Source organism: Micromonospora sp. NPDC051141 (genome assembly GCF_044455765.1).
Lineage (GTDB): Bacteria > Actinomycetota > Actinomycetes > Mycobacteriales > Micromonosporaceae > Micromonospora.
Genome location: NZ_JBITFD010000006.1, coordinates 33222 through 51482, shown reverse-complemented (window position 1 = coordinate 51482; position 18261 = coordinate 33222). Strand labels below are relative to the sequence as shown.

The window sequence follows — 18261 nt, the reverse complement described above, 5'->3', positions numbered from 1 at the left end:
GGGTACGCGCGCTACCGCCCGGCCGCCGTCGTGATGCGGTCGAGCCACTCCACCAGCAGGTGGCGTTCGGCGTCGCTGAACATCGGCAGGTGCGGCGCGAGGGCCCGCAGGGCGACGGCCGCGGCGCGGGAGCCGTCCGGCGCCTCGGCCGGGGCGTCGGTCAGGATCCGGCCCAGGACGGCGTCGATCATCGCGTCGGCCAGGGTGGGATCCCGGTGCTCCGGCGGAGTCGCGAGCAGTGTCTGGATCGTGCCGACACCCGCGGCGTGGATGAGGTCGACCGCGTGCGGCTCGGGGACCCGGAGCCGACCGACCGCCGCCAGTCGGTGCACACGTGTCTGAAGGATCTGCCTGCCCAGGCGGGCGGCCGGTGAGCCGGCCACGCGTTCCGGGTCGTTCAGCAGGCGGAACACGGCCGGATTGCCGAGCCCGAACTCGATCTGTCGGCGCCAACTCGCCCGCAGGTCGTCGAGGGGGTCGGCGTCCGCCGCCGTGGCCGCCGCCACGGCGACGGCCTTGTCCGCGACGAACGTGGCCAGTACCCGCTCGGCGACCGCCTCCAGCAGGCCGTCCTTGTCGCCGAACAGGCGGTAGATGGTGGGGGCCTGCACGCCGGCCCGCTCCGCGACGCCCCGGGTCGTCACGGCGCCGGGGCCGCCGCTGTGCAACAGCCACGAGGCGGCGTCGACGATCGCTGCCCGGGTGTCCGCCCGACTCTTGACGCCATCGCTCATGAACCAACGATAACACCGACTTGCTATCGGTGACTCAGGCGGCTACGGTCGTCCTGTTTCCATTGGTAACGCGAAAGGCGAATCAATGATTGTTGTCACCGGGGCGACCGGCGCCCTCAACGGCGCCACCGTGGACCACCTGCTCGACCGCCTGCCCGCGAGCGAGATCGTGGTCGCCGTGCGCGACACCGCGAAGGCGGGGCGCTTCGCGCGGCGTGGCGTCGAGGTCCGGCGCGGCGACTACGCCGATCCCGCCTCTCTGCCGACCGCGTTCGCGGGCGCCGACCAGTTGTTGCTCGTCTCCTCCAACGACCCGGTCGAGGATGTGACCGCCCTGCACCGCGCGGCGGTCGACGCCGCGATCGACGCCGGAGTGAAGCGGATCGTCTACACCAGCCACCAGGCCGCCGCGCCGGACAACCCGTTCGCCCCCGGGCGGAGCCACTTCGCCACCGAGCAGCTCCTGGCGGCCTCCGGGATCGCCTGGACGTCGCTGCGCAACGGGTTCTACGCCCACAGCCTCCCGTGGTTCGCCGGCCCCTGGCGCGAGACCGGCGTGATCGCCGTACCCGGCGACGGGCCGGTGTCCTGGACCGCCCGCGAGGACGCCGCCGAGGTCGCCGCGACGATCCTCGCCTCCGACGGCGGGTACGACGGCCCGACGACCCTGACCGCGTCCGCGGCACCGACCTTCGTGGAGGTCGCCGAGATCGCGTCCGAGCTGTCGGGGCGGACCATCCGGTGCCGACCGACGGGCGAGACGGAGTGGATCGCCGCGCAGGTCGCCGCCGGGGTGCCGGAGCAACGGACGCGTTTCCTGCTGGGCTTCTACCGGGCCGCGCGGGACGGCTTCTTCGCCAGCGTCGACCCGCTGCTCGGCGAACTCCTCAGCCGTGCACCCCGCGGCGCGCGGGACGCCCTGCGGGCGGCTGTCGGATCCTCCTGACGGCCGCCGGTCGGGTCCGGCTCCTGACGGCCGCCCGGCCGGCGGTCAGCCGCGCGGGGCCGCGCGTCCCCGCCCGCGCGCCAGGTACGACTCGATCCGGTCGAACGCGCCGGTCCACGCCTCTCCGGCGAAGAAGTCGCGCAGCTCCGGCGTGGGAAAGCCGGACTGCACCACGGTCATCAGGGTACCGCCGTCCTTCTCCTCGAACGTCACCTCGATGCGGGTGGTCATGGTGGCGCCGTCGGGGCTGCTCCCGGTGGACTCGGTGACCAACCGGCGCGGCCGGTCGATCTCCAGGAAGGTCTGCGTCTCGCGGAACAGCGCGTCCGGGGAGGGGCCCCACACCGCGGTCTGCCGGCCGCCGACCCGGAGGTCGACCTCGATCTCGACGATGCCGGGCTCGGTGTCCAGGATGCCGAACCAGGTTCGCTGCTTCTCGGCGTCGGTGTAGGCGTCGAAGACCTCCTCCGGGGAGGCGGGGAGCTGTCGGGTCACGGTCAGGTCGATCGTCATGTCACGGTCCTTCGGGTCGTGTCGGGTCCGGCTGCTCGGGTTCGGACCGGCTGCCCGGTGCGGACCGGCTGCCCGGTTCGGGTCGGCTGCTTGGTTCGGACCGGAGCGTCAGGTAGGCGTCGAGGCCGTCCAGGCGGCGCGCCCAGAGCCGCTGGTAGAAGGCGAGCCAGGCCATCGCGTCGTCCAGCGGGGCGTCGGCGAGCCGGCACTGCCGGGACCGGCCGACCTTTCGGGTCACCACGAGCCCGGCGTTCTCCAGCGCCTGGACGTGCTTCTTCATGCCGGTGAGGCTCATCCCGGTCGGTTCGGTGAGTTCGCTGATGGTGGCCGGGCCCGCGCCGAGCCGGACGAGGATGTCGCGCCGCGTGGGGTCGGCCAGGCTGGCGAACACCCGGTTGAGCGTCTCTTGCTGAACCACAGGGTTCACCTTACGACACTGAACCACAAGGTTCAACGTGCACCGGGGCCGAGGCGTCCCCGCACCCCGCTGTTTCCCGGAAAGCGGGCTCATCGGCGCTCGAATGGCCACTATTTCCGAGAAACAGCGGGGGCGGGCTTCGGGTGGAAGGGGCGGCGGTCCGCTGCGGTGGTCCGGAAAGGCTCCGAAAGTTTCGGGTTTCGAGCTTCGGTGGAACCCACGGGGTCGTGGGCGGTCTCGCGTGAGGCAGCCTGTCGAAGCGCTTCGAAGTGGCGCTGAGCAGCGATTGCGAGGTTGCGGCGAGGTGTCGTGTGGCACCTCCGATTTCCATGATGTTTCCGGAAGTTGTTGACACTGTGAAGGGTGGCTTCAATACTGTGGCCATCGACTCGCCTCGATGACGGTCGATGTCCGTCGGTCGACGGTGGTGCTGCCACCCGCCGGCCGCGTGCCCGCCACCACAGGGAGGGAACACGCCCATGAACGACGCCCCCGTCCGCTCGGGCAGCCGCAGGCGCGGACGCCTCAGGATGCTGCTCGGCGGCGCCTGCGCCGTGGCGCTCGCCGCCGCCGGGACCACCGCGGTCCTGTCCGGTCCCGCCTACGCCGACCAGACCGTCACGTCGAACTCCACCGGCACGAACAACGGCTACTTCTACTCGTTCTGGAAGGACAGCGGCAACGTCTCCATGACGATGGGGAGCGGTGGCCAGTACAGCACCCAGTGGAGCGGCATCAACAACTTCGTCGCCGGGAAGGGCTGGAACCCCGGCGGGCGCCGGACGGTCAGTTACTCCGGCAGCTTCAACCCGTCCGGCAACGCGTACCTCACCCTCTACGGGTGGACCCGCAACCCGCTCGTCGAGTACTACATCGTCGACAGCTGGGGCAGTTGGCGCCCGCCGGGCAGCGGCTTCATGGGCACGGTGACCTCGGACGGCGGCACGTACGACATCTACCGGACCCAGCGCGTCAACGCGCCCTCGATCGAGGGCACCCGGACGTTCTACCAGTACTGGAGCGTGCGGCAGTCGAAGCGGGTCGGTGGCACGATCACCGCCGGCAACCACTTCGACGCCTGGGCCCGCTCCGGCATGAACCTGGGCAGCCACGACTACCAGATTCTGGCCACCGAGGGCTACCAGAGCAGCGGCAACTCCAACATCACGATCGGCGGCACCAGCACCAACCCGACCACCCCGCCGCCGAACAACGGCGGTTGCACGGTCAGCGTCAGCCGGGCCGAGGAGTGGAGCGACCGGTTCAACGTGACGTTCTCGGTCAGCGGCAGCAGCAACTGGACGGTCAGCATCCAGACCCAGGGTGGTCAGACGCTCCAGAACAGCTGGAACGCGTCGGTGAGCGGCACCAGCGGTACGCTCACCGCGCGCCCGAACGGCAACGGCAACAACTTCGGCATCACGCTCTACAAGAACGGCAACAGCAACACGCCGACGGCGAGCTGCTCGGCCGCCTGAGCCGATCTCCCGCCCGGCGGGGGGGGGGGGGGGGGGGGGGGGGGCCGGCGGGCGCGGGGGGGGGGCGGGGGCGCCGCCGCGGGCGCGGGGGGGGGGGGGCCCCGCGCCGGCGGGCCCCCCCGCCGCCCCCCCCCCCCACCCCCCCCCCCCCCCCCCCCCCCCCCCCCCCGGGGCGCGGCCCCCCCCCCCCCCCCCCCCCCCCCCCGCCGTCGCGTGTGCCGGCCGACACACCGGGGCGGAAACTTGATTCATTCCAGAAGACTGGACTAGGGTTGCGGGCATGACGTCCGACTTCGAGACCCAGTTGCGGGCGGTCTCGTTGCGCGTGACCCGGCCCCGCCTGGCGGTGCTCGCCGCGCTGCGGGACCATCCGCACGTCGACACCGACACCGTGATCGCGCTGGTCCGGGCGGACCAGCCGACCGTCTCCCACCAGGCCGTCTACGACGTGCTCCGCGCGCTCACCGACGCCGGTCTGGTGCGGCGCATCCAGCCGGCCGGTGCCGTCGCCCGCTACGAGTCGCGGGTGGGGGACAACCACCACCACGTCGTCTGCCGCTCGTGCGGCACGATCGCCGACGTGGAGTGCGCCGTCGGTCATGCCCCCTGCCTCACCGCCTCCGACGACCACGGCTTCGTGGTCGACGAGGCGGAGGTCGTCTACTGGGGCACCTGTCCCGGCTGCGCGACCGCCCGCACCGCCCAGTGATCCGCGAGTTCGGCCAGTGATCCGCCAGTTCGGAAGGAAACAGATGAGCGAGACCCAGGACAACGGGCCCGTCAGCGCCCAGGGCGTGGACGCCAAGGAGGCGGCCGGCTGCCCGGTCGCGCACGACTCCGTGACCGCGCACGGCAGCGAGAGCGAGAACCCGGCGATCGACTCGCCGACCCCGAAGACCGGCGGTCGTCCGCGCACCAACCGGGACTGGTGGCCCAACCAGCTCGACCTGTCGGTGCTGCACGCGCACTCGGAGAAGGGCAACCCGCTGGGGGCCGACTTCAGCTACGCGAAGGAGTTCGCCAAGCTCGACGTCGAGGCCCTCAAGCGGGACATCACCCAGGTGCTCACCACCTCGCAGGAGTGGTGGCCGGCCGACTTCGGCCACTACGGCGGCCTGATGATCCGGATGAGCTGGCACGCGGCGGGCACCTACCGCATCGAGGACGGCCGCGGCGGCGCCGGCGACGGCGGTCAGCGGTTCGCCCCGCTGAACAGCTGGCCGGACAACGCCAACCTGGACAAGGCCCGCCGGCTGCTCTGGCCGGTCAAGCAGAAGTACGGCCAGAAGATCTCCTGGGCCGACCTGCTGGTGCTGGCCGGCAACGTGGCCCTGGAGTCGATGGGCTTCAAGACGTTCGGCTTCGGCTTCGGCCGCGAGGACGTCTGGGAGCCCGAGGAGATCTTCTGGGGCCCGGAGGACACCTGGCTCGGTGACGAGCGCTACGCCTCCGAGAAGGAGATGGCGGCCGGCGTCGGCGCGACCGAGATGGGCCTCATCTACGTCAACCCGGAGGGTCCCCGCGGCAACGCGGACCCGGCCGCGGCGGCGCACTTCATCCGCGAGACGTTCCGCCGGATGGCGATGAACGACGAGGAGACCGTCGCGCTCATCGCCGGTGGCCACACGTTCGGCAAGACCCACGGCGCCGGCGTCGCCGACGACCACGTCGGTCCGGAGCCCGAGGGCGCCCCGCTGGAGGCGCAGGGCCTCGGCTGGCTGAGCACCCACGGCAGCGGCAAGGGCGGGGACACCATCACCAGCGGCCTCGAGGTGACGTGGACCGACCGGCCGACCGAGTGGAGCAACCGCTTCTTCGAGATCCTGTTCGGCTACGAGTGGGAGCTCACCACCAGCCCGGGCGGGGCGAAGCAGTGGGTCGCCAAGGACGCCGAGGAGATCATCCCGGACGCGCACGACCCGTCGAAGAAGCACAAGCCGACGATGCTGACGACCGACCTGTCGCTGCGCGTCGACCCGGCGTACGAGAAGATCTCGCGCCGCTTCCTGGAGCACCCGGACGAGTTCGCGCTGGCGTTCGCCAAGGCGTGGTACAAGCTGCTGCACCGCGACATGGGCCCGGTCAGCCGCTTCCTCGGCCCGTGGGTGCCGGAGGCCCAGCTCTGGCAGGACCCGGTGCCGGCCGCCGAGCACGAGCTGGTCGGTGACGCCGACGTCGCCGCGCTCAAGGCCAAGGTGCTCGACTCCGGCCTGACCACCGCGCAGCTCGTCTCCACCGCCTGGGCCTCGGCCGCGAGCTACCGCTCGACCGACAAGCGCGGTGGCGCCAACGGCGCGCGGATCCGGCTGGAGCCGCAGCGCAACTGGGAGGTCAACCAGCCGGAGCAGCTCGCGACCGTGCTGGCGACCCTGGAGGGCATCCAGCGGGAGTTCAACGCCGCCGGCGGCGCCCAGATCTCGCTCGCGGACCTGATCGTGCTGGCCGGCTCGGCCGCGGTCGAGAAGGCGGCGCGGGACGCCGGCGTCGAGGTGACGGTGCCGTTCCACCCGGGTCGTACCGACGCCACCCAGGAGCAGACCGACGTCGAGTCGTTCCGGGTGATGGAGCCGCGTGCCGACGGGTTCCGCAACTACCTGCGGCCGGGCGAGAAGACCGAGCCGGAGGTCCTGCTCGTCGACCGCGCGTACATGCTCAGCCTGACCGCGCCGGAGATGACCGTCCTGGTCGGCGGTCTGCGCGCCCTCGGCAACAACGTGGGTGGCGCGGCGCACGGTGTGCTCACCGACCGCCCGGGTGTGCTCACCAACGACTTCTTCGCCAACCTGCTCTCCCCGGGCACCCGGTGGAAGGCGTCGGAGTCCGAGGAGCACGTGTACGAGATCCGGGACGTCGCGACCGACCAGGTGAAGTGGACCGCCACCGCGGTCGACCTCATCTTCGGCTCGAACTCGCAGCTCCGGGCGCTGGCCGAGGTCTACGCCAGCGAGGACGCCCGCGAGAAGTTCGTGACCGACTTCGTCGCGGCCTGGACCAAGGTGATGGAGCTGGACCGGTTCGACCTGGCCTGATCGACCGTCGCACCGACGAGCCCCGGCGATCCCTCGCGGATCGACCGGGGCTCGTCCGGTCCTCCGGCGGGGTGCTACTGCCGCTCCCACCGCCTCCTGGTGATCTCGTAGACCACGCCGCCGTGCTCGGCGCCGTCGATCAGCTCCATGTCGGCGGGGGTGGGGAAGGTCCGTACGAGCGTCATGCCGAGCTTCTCCATGATGCGACGCGAACCCTGGTTGACCGCCATCGTGTCCGCCCACACCCGGCGCACCCCGAGCTCCGTGAACGCCTTGCCCAGCAGCGCCCGTGAGCCCTCGGTGGCGTAGCCGTTGCCCCAGGCCGCCCGCCGCAGCCGGTAGCCGAGTTCCACGTCGTCGAGCGGGCCCTGCGCCGCCGGACGCAGGATGAACCAGCCGACGAACGCGCCGCCGTCCTTCTCGTGTGCGGCGAACAGCCCGAGGTCGCCGTTCCACTTCTGGTAGCCGGCCAGGATGTTCGGCAGGTAGCGCTCGCGGATGGTCTCCGGCGCGGTCGGCCTGCCACCGGTCAGATAGCGCATCACCGCCGGGTCGCTGTCCAACTCGATCAGCAGGTCTGCGTCGTCGGCGGTGAACCGGCGCAGCAGCAGGCGTTCGGTCTCCAGGTAGGTCTCCACGAGCCGATCATGCGGGAAGCACGTCGGGCCGCCCAGAGCTTTTCCCGCGTCTTCGTCGCCCCGGGCGGGTTGCGGTCACCGCGGTGACGACTTCCGCACCGGGCGACACCCCCGCACCGCGCGTGGATGCCCGGGTTCACCGACGTCGACAAGCGGCCGACGTTCAGGCGAGGTCGGCGTCGTGCACGAGCAGGGCGAGTTGCACCCGGTTGTTCAGGTCGAGCTTGGCCAGCAGCCGCGACACGTGGCCCTTCACGGTCGGCACGCTCATGCCCAGCCCGGCGGCGATCTCCGCGTTCGACCGGCCCTCGCCGACGAGCACCACCACGTCCCGTTCCCGGTCGGTGAGGGCAGCCAGCCGGTCCCGCGCCCGGGCCCGACGGATCCCCGCGGCCGGGTCCGCGATGTGGTCGACAAGTCGACGGACCGCGGCGGGGGAGAGGATCGCCGCACCCCGGGCGACGGTGCGCACCGCGGCGAGGATCTCCCGGGGCGGGGTGTCCTTGAGCAGGAACCCGCACGCGCCGCCGCGCAGCGCGTCGAGCACGTACTCGTCAGCGTTGAACGTGGTCAACACGATGATCTCCGGTGCGCCCGGGCGGGACCGGATGCGCCGGGTGGCGGTGAGCCCGTCGACGCGGGGCATCCGGACGTCCATGAGGATCACGTCCGGCCAGTGCGCGTGCGCCATCGACACGGCCTGCGCGCCGTCGGCCGCCTCGGCGACCACCTCGATGTCGGGCGATCCGCCGACGAGGATGCGCAGCCCGGAGCGGACCAGCGGGTCGTCGTCCACGACAGCCAGCCGGATCGGCCGCCGGCCGGGCTCCGACGCGGTGGCGGGCGGTCCGTCGGGTGCGTCGGTCAGGCGGGCCACGGCAGCCAGGCCTCGATCCGGTATTCCCCGCCCTCCGCGCCGTACCGCACCCGCCCACCGGCCATCGCCACCCGCTCGTCGATGCCGACCAGTCCCATCCCGCCGGGCCGGCCGGCACGCCCGCCGGTGCCCGGATGGGGATTGGCCACGACGATGCGCAGCCCCTCGCCGACCCGACCGGTCAGTCGGATCGTCGCGCTCGCGTCGCTGCCGTGCTTGCTCGCGTTGGTCAGCGCCTCCTGCGCGACCCGGTAGACCGTCCGTCCCACCATGGTCGGTGGCTCGTCGCCGGCCACCTCGTCGGCGAACTCGACGCGCATCCCCGCCGCGCGGGCGCTGGCCACCAGGTCGGGCAGGTCGGAGAGCCCGGGTTGCGGCGGCTCGGGCCGGCCCGCCACGCCGACGACGGCGCGCAGCTCCGCCAGAGCCTCGTGCGCGCTGGACCGGATCGCCCCGGCCGCGACCGCGATCTCGTCGGGTCGCGCGTCGACACGCACCTCCAGCGCGCCCGCGTGCAGGCTGATCAGCGACATCCGGTGCGCCAGCACGTCGTGCATCTCGCGGGCGATCCGGGCCCGCTCGGTGAGCCGGGCCTGCTCGACGCGCAGGTGCTGCTCGGCCTGCAACCGCGCCGCGTGTGCTCGCAGCGAGGCGGTGAGCCGCCGGTAAGCCTGCACGAACTGGCCCCAGCCGATCGCCGCCGCGCCGGTCACCGCGCGGAGGACGACGTCCACCCAGACCGGATACGGCGGATCGCCCTGGAGCAGGAAGTATCCCACGCCGGTGCCGACGTGCGCCGCGCCCAACGCGAACAGCAGCCGGGCCCGGTGTCGGATCGCCGCGGTGAACAGCGCCACCAGGATCGGCCCGGTCGCCGTCACCGAGACCGCGCCGAACGGGAGCAGGGCGAGCAGCACCGCCAACGAGCGTCGCCGCCGCGTCGCCAGCGGAACGGCGCAGAGCACCCCGAGCAGCACGTCGACCGGCCACGGGATCGCCGCGCCGGCCGCGGTCGCGTCGCCGATCCGCAGCATCGTCAGCCCGTACCCGAGCGCCACGGTGACCGCCACGGCGTCGGCGACGCGGTCCCGCACGGTCGCCCGACCGCCTGGCGGGTCCGGCACGAGCAGGGCGATCAGCGCGGCGGCCATGCCCGCAGCCTAGGCGTTTCGGCTGTGGACGGTAGCTACCAAAGTAGGGGCGCGGCCGGATCCTCCGGCCCGTGCGGCCCGGCGGATCCGTCGGCGATCGTCATCCCGGTCGGAGTACCGAGCGGGAGGTTGACATGGTCGGAGACGGGTCGGTCGCGCAGGCGCTGCGGCGGGTGGTCGGGACATCGGGCCGGCGGGTCCTGCTGGTGGCGACGATCGGCGTGGGACTCGCCGCCGCGGCGCTCGCAGCCGGGCTCCCGTCCGGCGAGCGCACCGTCGCCACGGTCGGCGAGCTGGTGCACGGGGCTGTCTCCGTCCCGCTGCCGTTCCTGGGTGTGTTGCTCGCGAACGATCTCCGCCGGCTCCCCGACGCGGGCGTGCGGCCCACGATCGTCGCGGCGGTGTCGATCGCCGTGGTCGTCGGGCTCGCCGGCGACGTCCTCGCCGTCACCGCGCTGGCCGCGGCCGGGTCCACCGCGCCGGAACCGTGGGCGCACGTCGGCGCGATCACCGTGGCGGGCGTGCTGGTGCAGGTGCTCGCGCAGCTCGTCGGGACCGGGCTGGGGCTGCTGATCGGACGGCCGGCGTGGGCCTGCCCGGCGACGATCGTGCTGCCGCTCGGCGCGTACGCGCTGCTGACCCCACTGCCCGGGGTCCGCGACTGGCTCACCCCGTACGCGGCCCTGCGGGCGGTGCTCGTCGAATCACCCGGGGGTCCGGGGTGGGCGCGGTGGGCGACCGCGGCGCTGCTGTGGGGCGTGGCGCTCAACGTGGTCGGCGCCCGGCGGATCCGGGCTACCGGTGGTGGACGGTGGTGACGGTGACCCGGTCGTCGGTCGCCTCGATGGTGCCGGTCCACTCGCCGTCGTCCTTGTCGAACGTGATGGTGGTGGTCCCGTCGACGGTGCGGTCGCCGGTGACGTCGAAGAACCCCCGGGGCAGGTGGTCGCGGTAGAACGCGAGCACCCGCTCCGGGGCGGGCTCGACCAGGGTGAGCCGCGCGCCGGCGGTGGTGTCGGAGAGGTCGCGCAGCCGGCTGCCCGGCGGGAAGCGGAAGTTGAACGGCAGGTTCGTCACGCCCAGGTCCCGGCCGGTCAGCGCGACCTCGGAGTCGCCCTGCGGCGGCGCGGTCGTCCCGGCCGGTTGCGCGTGGGCGAAGGTGACGGTGGTGTCCCGGGAACTGGTGATGACCGCGACGGTCCAGCCGCGTCCGGCGAGGTGCAGCGTCCCGGCGGTGTCGGTGCCCACCGGATACCCGGCCGCCGGACCGGCCTGACGGTAGTGGGTGAGCACCTGCTCCGGCGGGGGAGCGGTCAGGATCACCGTCGCCGAGGACGGGTCGCCGAACACGGTGTCGACCTTGCTGCCGTCGGGGAAGCCGAGTCCGGGCGCCACCGCGGGGACGGTGCGGCCGTCCACTGTCGTGCCGCCGTCCCGGCTCGGGTCGGTCGACGGGCTCGTCGGCGCGGCGGCGCCGGCAGAGCCGGTGCTCGTCGGGCCGCTCACCGGCTCGGCCGCGCCGCCGCAGCCGGTGGCCGCGGCCAGCAGCGCGAGCCCCGCCAGCGCGGGCAGCAGCCGCCGGGCCGGTCCGCGGGCGGGCGTGGTCGGGGCGTGTGCCATGACGGGTCCCTTCGGGGTGCGGGAGGCGGTGTGGCTGCCCCCGATCATGCCGGCTCCGGTCAACCGTCGTGCCGGCGGTCCCACAGCGTTGGAATTCTTGCCATCCGGTCGCGGGGGCGTCAGGGTCCCGTTTGGCCTGCTCGTTGGCGCTCCAGGGCGGTTGATGTTGCGGACCGGTTTCGAAAACTTTGCCGCAAGGTATTGCAAAGACTTTCATGAATCCCGCATGGTGTTCGCTACCCGGATGGCCGTCCGCCCCTCCCGCGCACCCTTTCGAGCACCGGAAGAGGTACCCCTGCCATGGAATCCCCCAGGCCACACCCGCGTGGCCGCGTCGCTCGCCTGTTGCTCGCCGCCGCGCTCGTCGCGACCGGCGGGACGGCGGTCGTCGCCGCTGCCACCACCGCCACCCCCGCCCGCGCCGCCACCGTCCTCAACGACAGCGAGGTGACCGCCAACCTCTGGGAATGGAACTGGCCCTCGGTCGCCGCCGCCTGCACCGACCACCTCGGCCCCGCCGGCTACAGCGCGGTGCAGGTCGCCCCGCCGCAGGAGTCGGTCAGCCTGCCGAACAGCCCCGACGGCGTGCACCCCTGGTACGAGGTGTACCAGCCGGTGTCGTACAAGCTGGACAGCCGGTTCGGCAACCGGCAGCAGTTCGCCGCCATGGTCACCACCTGCCACGCCGCCGGCGTCCGGGTCTACGTGGACGCGGTGGTCAACCACATGGCCGGGACCAACAACCCGGCCGGCACACGCGGGTACGCCGGCACCGAGTTCAGCGGCTACAGCTACCCGGCGGTGCCCTACGGCAGCGGTGACTTCCACCGGCCGGGGGACAACTGCCCGACCTCGGGCGGCATCAGCGACTGGAACAACGAGTCCCAGGTGACGAGCTGTGAGCTGCTGTCCCTGTCGGACCTCTACACCGAGAAGGACGCGGTCCGCAGCAAGATCGCCGGTTACCTGAACGACCTGATCGGCCTCGGCGTCGACGGCTTCCGGGTGGACGCGGTCAAGCACGTCCGGAAGGACGACTTCGCCGCGATCCTCGGCAAGCTGAACAACACCGTGGCCGAGGGCCGCCGTCCGTACGTGGCGCAGGAGATCTTCGACGGCGCCAGCAACCCGACGTTGCAGGCCCGGGCGTTCACCGGCAACGGCGACGTGCTCGACTTCGGGTACGCCAAGGGCATCCGCTCGGCGTTCCTGGGTTCCATCTCCGCGCTGGCCAACGTGCCGAACTGGAACCTCGACGCGCCCAGCGCCAACGTCTTCGCCATGGTCACCAACCACGACCTGGAGCGTGACGGGGTGGTGCTGTCGTACCAGAACGGCAGCGACTACGTGCTCGCCAACTACTTCGCGCTGGCGTACCCGCACGGCAAGCCGTCGGTCTACGACAGCTTCACCTGGTCCAACCGGAACCAGTCGCCGCCGAGCGACGGCACCGGGCGGGTCACCGACACGGTCTGCGGCGCGGCCTGGAACTGCCTGACCCGCAGCGTCGGCATCAAGGGCATGGTCGGCTGGGCCAACGCGGCCCGCCCGGTGAAGACGGTCTCGGACTTCACCACCGTGAACAGCAACGTGATCGGCTTCCACCGGGGCGACCGGGCGTGGATCGGCATCAACGACTCCGGCGCCGCCACCACCGCCACGTTCACCACCGGCCTGGCCGACGGGCGGTACTGCGACGTCATCACGGGCGGCGCCACCGCCGCCGGCTGCACCGGCGGCACGGTGACCGTCTCCGGCGGCCGGGCCACCGTGACCGTCCCGGCCAACGGCGCGGTCGCGGTCCACGTCGGCGCGCGGCCCGGGACGAGCCCGTCGCCGACCGCCTCTCCGACGGCCTCCCCGACCGCCTCCCCGACGGTGTCACCAACGGCCAGCCCGACCACCAGCCCCACCGACCGGATCGCCACCACGTTCACCGTGAGCGCGACCCCGAGCGCCGGCCAGGACGTGTACGTCGTCGGCAGCGTCCCCGAGCTGGGGTCGTGGACGCCGGCCAACGGCGTCCGGCTCACCGCGCAGGGCGGCGGCACCTACCGCGCGACCGTCGACCTGCCCCGGTCGACCGCGGTGGAGTACAAGTTCGTCAAGGTGACCACGGCCGGCGCGGTGACCTGGGAGACCGGCGCGAACCGGAGCCTCACCACGCCGGCCGCCGGCACGTACGCGGTGACCGAGACGTTCCGTGGCGACACCGTCTCGACGGCGGTGGCCACCTCGTTCGCGGTCACCGCGACCACGGCCTACGGCCAGAACGTGTTCGTGGTCGGCAACGTGGCGGCGCTGGGCGGGTGGAACCCGGCCGGCGCGGTCGCGCTCTCCCCGGCCACCTACCCGGTCTGGCGGGCCACCGTCGACCTGCCGCCGAACACCGCGGTCGAGTACAAGTACGTCAAGAAGAACCCGGACGGCTCGGTGACCTGGGAGTCCGGTGCGAACCGGAGCTTCACCACGCCGGCCGGCGGCACCCGCACCGCCACCGACACCTGGCGCTGACCGGGCACGGCGCGGCCCGCCCCGCACCTCGGGGACGGGCCGCGCCCACCGCTCAGGCCGGCGGGAACAGTCAGGCGCGTGATGGTCGCTGCCCGCGTCCGGTGACCACCAGCAGCGCCACGACCAGGCAGGTCACCGCGGCGGCGACGAGTGGTGGCCGGCCGCCGAGGCGTACGGCCGCCGAGCCGAGCGGGATGGCCAGCGTGATCGGCCCGAACATCAGCGTGTTCGCGGTGCCGGAGAGGCGGCCGAGCAGCGCCGGCGGCGTGTGCGTCTGGACCGCGGTGACGGCGGCGACGAGCGTCCACGGCAGACCGACGCCGATCACCACCGAGGCGGCGACCGTCGCCGGCGACCAGGGCAGGCACCGACCCAGGCAGCCGGCGGCGAACAGCGCGGTGCCGGCGACGCCGACCGCGACCGCGCCCCACCTGTCGACGAGTCGCCCCACGGCCAGACCGGCGAGCACCGAACCGCCACCCTGCGCGCTGGCCAGCACGCCGAGGAACGTCGACGGCAGGGCCAGTTCCGTGGTCACCACGGTGTAGAGCGCGGCGGTGGTGAAGCCGGACATCGCGATCGACACGGCGGCGAGCGTCACCGGTACGCGCACCGCGCGCCGGCCGAGGACGGCGGCGAGCCCGGCCCGCGGGCCGGGCGGGCGTTCCGCCGCCGGGTCGGGTGGCGACGTCGGCGGGTCGGCGGTGGCCGGGACGCCGCCGGTGGCGGGTAACCGCAGCGCGGCGTAGAGGAGTGCGACGAGCACCGGCGCGGCGGCGCTGAGCACGGCCACCGGGTGGCCGCCCCGCCACGCGTAGAGTCCCGCGCCGGCCAGCGGCGCCACCAGCTTCATGCCCTCCTGGGCACTGGACCGCCAGCCGTTGACGTCGGCGAGCTGCGCCGGGGACAGCGCCGCCGGCAGCAGCGCCGTCTCGCCGGCGTCGATCAGCACGTAGCTGACCCCGTAGGCGGCGGCGACCACGAAGATCAGCCAGGTCTGGTCCGGCCCGCGCACCGCGAGCAGGCAGAGCAGGGCCGCGGCCAGCGCCAGGTTGACGCCGATGACAAGCGGTCGCCGGGGCGCCCGGTCCAGCAGCCCGCCGAGCCACGGTCCGGCCAGCACCGGCACGTACCCGCAGAGCCCGGCGAGCGCGGCCTGCCCGGTGGAGCCGGTGAGGTCCAGCACCCAGATGCCGGCGACCAGGGCCATGGCGCTGCCGCCGAGCCCGGACAGCAGCGAGATGGCCACGAACAGCGCGGTGTTGCGGCGCATGGAGCCCTCCAACATTGAGCGGGGAAGACTCACATCCTCATTTCTTGAGTGAGATGGCGGCAATGCTGCCCGACGACGTCAATTCATTGTTGACAGTGCGGCGGTGATGCGGTCCGCCGCTCCGCGGGCCGGCGCGGGCAGTCGCGGTCCGACGCCGGCCAGGTCCGCCACGAGGTACGCGGCCAGCGCGTACAACGGCCCCGGCTCGGCGTCGAGGGCGGCCGTGGTGGTGTCGCGCACCAGCGCGGCGCGGCGGAACCGGCTGTCCCACGCCCGGTCCGCCACGATCCACCGGTGCAGGTCGAAGACGGCGGCCCGCAGCGCCACCACCTCGGCCGACCAGGCCCGGTCGAGCCGTCCGAGCCGGGCCCGGCGGGCCGCCACCAGCCGTTGCCGGCGTTGCTCGGCGGCCTGCCGGCTGCCCAACCCCAACGCGTCGGCGATCTCGGTCCAGGTCGCGCCGTCGTGCCGGGCTCGCTCGATCAGCTCCAGCTCCCGCTCGTCCAGCCGCGCCCGGGCGGCGCCGATCTCGGACAGGCCCGCCAGCTCCGAAGTCATCTGTCAACATTACATTGACACATCTCCGTCGGCGGGCTGCCCCCGGGTCCGTGGCGTCCGGCCGGTCCACCGCGACCGGCCACCCGTTCGCCCGTGTGAAGACATCGATGATTGTGACGACTTGACGTCCGGCGTGTTATCGCTCACAGTCGATGTGTGCATCTCCGGAATCGTGGCGCATCGTCGGCGGTCCGGAGTGCCCGCCCGGCCCGGGCGCGCACCCCTCTCGCGTGGCAGCTCGTATGTTAGCGCTAACAGGCTGAGCTGTCCGTCGTCCTCGCACCGCGCGCCGGCCCGAACGAAGGAGGAGCATGGTGCGAATCGATAGACTCGCGGCCCGGGTCGGACGTGGCGGCCGGTGGTCGCGCGTCGTGGCCGCGACGCTGGCGGTGCTGCTCGGCGCCGGCATCGTCGCGGTGACGCCGACCGGCGCGTCGGCGGCGACCGTCGACACCAACGCGTGGTACGTGCTGGTCAACCGCAACAGCGGCAAGGCGCTCGACGTGTACAACCAGGCGACGAACGACGGGGCCCGGATCACCCAGTGGTCCCGCAACGACGGCGCCTGGCAGCAGTGGCAGTTCGTCGACTCCGGCAGCGGCTACTACCGGCTGCGCTCGCGTCACTCGGGCAAGGTGCTTGACGTCTCCGGCGTCTCGACCGCCGACGGTGCCAGCATCGTCCAGTGGACGGACAACAACGCCACCAACCAGCAGTTCCGGCTCGCCGACTCCGCCGGCGGCTACGTGCGGCTGATCGCCCGGCACTCCAGCAAGGCGGTCGAGGTGCAGAACGCCTCGACCGCGGACGGCGCGAACGTGGTGCAGTACAGCGACTGGGGCGGCAACAACCAGCAGTGGCAGTTGGTCAAGCTGGGTGACAGCGGCACCCCGGGCGGGTCGACGTACACCAACCCGGTGGTCTGGCAGGACTTCGCCGACGTCGACATCATCCGCGTCGGCGACACGTACTACATGTCCTCGTCGACCATGCACTACTCGCCGGGCGCGCCGGTGCTGCGCTCTTACGACCTGGTCAACTGGGAGATCGCCGGGCACTCGGTGCCCCGGCTGGACTTCGGCACCAAGTACGACCTCAACGGTGCCCGCGCGTACGTCAACGGCATCTGGGCCTCGACGTTGAACTACCGCAGCAGCAACGGCACGTTCTACTGGATCGGGTGCATCGACTTCAACAAGTCGTACGTGTACACCTCGACCTCGGTCAGCGGCACCTGGCAGAAGCGCTCCGAGATCAACAACTGCTACTACGACGCCGGCCTGCTCATCGACGACAACGACACCATGTACGTCGCCTACGGCAACAGCACCCTGAGCGTCGCGCAACTGTCCGCGGACGGCCTGAGCCAGGTGCGCAGCCAGCAGGTCTACACCACGCCCTCGTCCATCGGCACGCTGGAGGGCTCCCGCTTCTACAAGCGCAACGGCTACTACTACATCTTCGTCACCCGGCCCGCCAACGGTCAGTACATCCTGCGCTCCACCAGCCCGTGGGGGCCGTACGAGACGCGGCAGGTGCTGCTCAACATGCCCGGCCCGATCGCCGGCGGCGGCGTACCGCACCAGGGCGGCCTGGTGCAGACACAGAACGGCCAGTGGTACTACATGGCGTTCGTGGACGCGTACCCCGGTGGTCGCGTCCCGGCCCTCGCCCCGATCACCTGGACCGGCGACGGCTGGCCCCAGATCCAGACCGTCAACGGCGGCTGGGGCAGCTCCTACCCGTCGCCGCTGCCGACCCGCGCGGTGCAACCGATGACCGGCGCGGACACGTTCACCGGCACCTCGCTGAGTCACCTGTGGGAGTGGAACCACAACCCGGACAACACCAAGTGGTCGGTCGGTGACGGGTTGCGGTTGCAGACGGCGACCGTCACGAACGACCTCTACAGCGCGCGCAACACGGCGACGCGGCGGATCCAGGGACCGACGTCGACGGCGACCATCGAACTGGACTACTCGACGATGCGCGACGGCGACCGCACCGGTCTGGCCATGCTGCGGGACTCGTCGGCCTGGATCGGCGTCCGCCGGGACAACGGCGCGACACGCGTGGTGATGACCAACAACCTGACCATGGACAGCGGTTGGCGCACCACGAACACCGGTACCGAGATCGCCGGCGCGGCGGTCAGCGGTGGTCGGATCTGGCTGCGGGCCAAGGCCGACATCAGACCGGGCAGCGGACGGCAGGCGACCTTCTCCTACAGCACCGACGGGACGAACTTCGTCCCGCTGGGCAACGCGCTGACGTTGAACAACGCCTGGCAGTTCTTCATGGGCTACCGCTTCGGAATCTTCAACTACGCGACCCAGGCGCTCGGCGGCGCGGTCACCGTCCGCCGGTTCGACCTGACCACCCCGTGACAGGGCGCGGGGGGGGGGGGGGGGGGGGGGGGGGGGGGGGCGGGGGGGGGGGGCGCGCGGGGGGGGGCGCGGCGGGGGGGGGGGGGGGCCCGCGGCGGGGGGGGCTGAGGGCGCGCGGGGGCGCG

16 protein-coding genes are annotated in these 18261 nt (G+C 72.6%); 7 read left to right on the top strand and 9 right to left on the bottom strand.

Annotated features, from left to right (window positions below; translation table 11 throughout):
• Positions 1-11: 11 nt before the first annotated feature.
• A complete protein-coding gene (locus ACIA6B_RS13725) occupies positions 12-734 on the bottom strand; it encodes a TetR/AcrR family transcriptional regulator (protein ID WP_396773237.1) in 723 nt (240 codons plus the stop codon).
• Between the two features lie 85 nt (positions 735-819).
• Here ACIA6B_RS13725 and ACIA6B_RS13720 point away from each other — a divergent pair, with 85 nt between their 5' ends.
• Positions 820-1680, top strand: coding sequence for an SDR family oxidoreductase (locus ACIA6B_RS13720; RefSeq protein WP_396773236.1), 861 nt, complete (start codon positions 820-822; stop codon positions 1678-1680).
• A gap of 45 nt (positions 1681-1725) precedes the next feature.
• Here ACIA6B_RS13720 and ACIA6B_RS13715 read toward each other — a convergent pair whose 3' ends face one another.
• Together ACIA6B_RS13715 and ACIA6B_RS13710 are read right to left on the bottom strand one after the other, a co-directional pair.
• A complete protein-coding gene (locus ACIA6B_RS13715; protein WP_396773234.1) occupies positions 1726-2193 on the bottom strand; it encodes an SRPBCC domain-containing protein in 468 nt (155 codons plus the stop codon).
• A gap of 1 nt (position 2194) precedes the next feature.
• The gene (locus tag ACIA6B_RS13710) at positions 2195-2611 is read right to left on the bottom strand and encodes an ArsR/SmtB family transcription factor (protein WP_396773232.1); all 417 of its coding nucleotides are present in this window, start codon (positions 2609-2611) and stop codon (positions 2195-2197) included.
• A gap of 479 nt (positions 2612-3090) precedes the next feature.
• Between ACIA6B_RS13710 and ACIA6B_RS13705 the strand changes: the two genes are divergently transcribed.
• From ACIA6B_RS13705 to katG, 3 genes are all read left to right on the top strand, one after another.
• Complete coding sequence (locus ACIA6B_RS13705) at positions 3091-4089, top strand: glycoside hydrolase family 11 protein (RefSeq protein WP_396773231.1); 999 nt, start codon at positions 3091-3093, stop codon at positions 4087-4089.
• Positions 4090-4369: 280 nt separating this feature from the next.
• Positions 4370-4798, top strand: a complete 429-nt coding sequence (locus tag ACIA6B_RS13700) for a Fur family transcriptional regulator (RefSeq protein WP_357299172.1) — start codon at positions 4370-4372, stop codon at positions 4796-4798.
• Between the two features lie 43 nt (positions 4799-4841).
• Complete coding sequence (gene katG / locus ACIA6B_RS13695) at positions 4842-7118, top strand: catalase/peroxidase HPI (RefSeq protein ID WP_396773229.1); 2277 nt, start codon at positions 4842-4844, stop codon at positions 7116-7118.
• A 74-nt stretch (positions 7119-7192) separates the two neighbouring features.
• Here the strand turns inward: katG and ACIA6B_RS13690 are convergent, their stop codons facing one another.
• From ACIA6B_RS13690 to ACIA6B_RS13680, 3 genes are all read right to left on the bottom strand, one after another.
• Positions 7193-7756, bottom strand: a complete 564-nt coding sequence (locus tag ACIA6B_RS13690; protein ID WP_396773227.1) for a GNAT family N-acetyltransferase — start codon at positions 7754-7756, stop codon at positions 7193-7195.
• Positions 7757-7919: 163 nt separating this feature from the next.
• Positions 7920-8642 carry a response regulator gene (locus ACIA6B_RS13685; RefSeq protein WP_396773664.1) on the bottom strand — a complete coding sequence of 241 codons (723 nt, stop codon included), beginning with the start codon at positions 8640-8642 and terminating at the stop codon, positions 7920-7922.
• Complete coding sequence (locus tag ACIA6B_RS13680; RefSeq protein WP_396773225.1) at positions 8621-9784, bottom strand: sensor histidine kinase; 1164 nt, start codon at positions 9782-9784, stop codon at positions 8621-8623. Before ACIA6B_RS13680 ends, ACIA6B_RS13685 begins: the two co-directional genes overlap by 22 nt.
• 134 nt (positions 9785-9918) lie before the next feature.
• Here ACIA6B_RS13680 and ACIA6B_RS13675 point away from each other — a divergent pair, with 134 nt between their 5' ends.
• Complete coding sequence (locus ACIA6B_RS13675) at positions 9919-10602, top strand: hypothetical protein (protein ID WP_396773224.1); 684 nt, start codon at positions 9919-9921, stop codon at positions 10600-10602.
• Here the strand turns inward: ACIA6B_RS13675 and ACIA6B_RS13670 are convergent.
• On the bottom strand, positions 10580-11404 hold the full coding sequence (locus ACIA6B_RS13670; RefSeq protein ID WP_396773223.1) for a hypothetical protein: 825 nt from the start codon (positions 11402-11404) through the stop codon (positions 10580-10582). The genes ACIA6B_RS13675 and ACIA6B_RS13670 overlap by 23 nt on opposite strands.
• Before the next feature lie 300 nt (positions 11405-11704).
• Here ACIA6B_RS13670 and ACIA6B_RS13665 point away from each other — a divergent pair, with 300 nt between their 5' ends.
• Positions 11705-13918: a carbohydrate-binding module family 20 domain-containing protein gene (locus tag ACIA6B_RS13665; protein WP_396773222.1), complete on the top strand. Its 2214-nt coding sequence runs from the start codon at positions 11705-11707 to the stop codon at positions 13916-13918.
• Positions 13919-13988: 70 nt separating this feature from the next.
• On the opposite strand, the gene ACIA6B_RS13660 is transcribed toward ACIA6B_RS13665, so the two are convergent.
• Positions 13989-15191, bottom strand: a complete 1203-nt coding sequence (locus ACIA6B_RS13660; RefSeq protein WP_396773221.1) for an MFS transporter — start codon at positions 15189-15191, stop codon at positions 13989-13991.
• A 78-nt stretch (positions 15192-15269) separates the two neighbouring features.
• The gene (locus ACIA6B_RS13655; protein WP_396773220.1) at positions 15270-15749 is read right to left on the bottom strand and encodes a hypothetical protein; all 480 of its coding nucleotides are present in this window, start codon (positions 15747-15749) and stop codon (positions 15270-15272) included.
• 311 nt (positions 15750-16060) lie between these two features.
• On the opposite strand from ACIA6B_RS13655, the gene ACIA6B_RS13650 reads away from it, so the two are divergent.
• Positions 16061-18136, top strand: a complete 2076-nt coding sequence (locus ACIA6B_RS13650) for a family 43 glycosylhydrolase (protein WP_396773219.1) — start codon at positions 16061-16063, stop codon at positions 18134-18136.
• Positions 18137-18261: the final 125 nt, after the last annotated feature.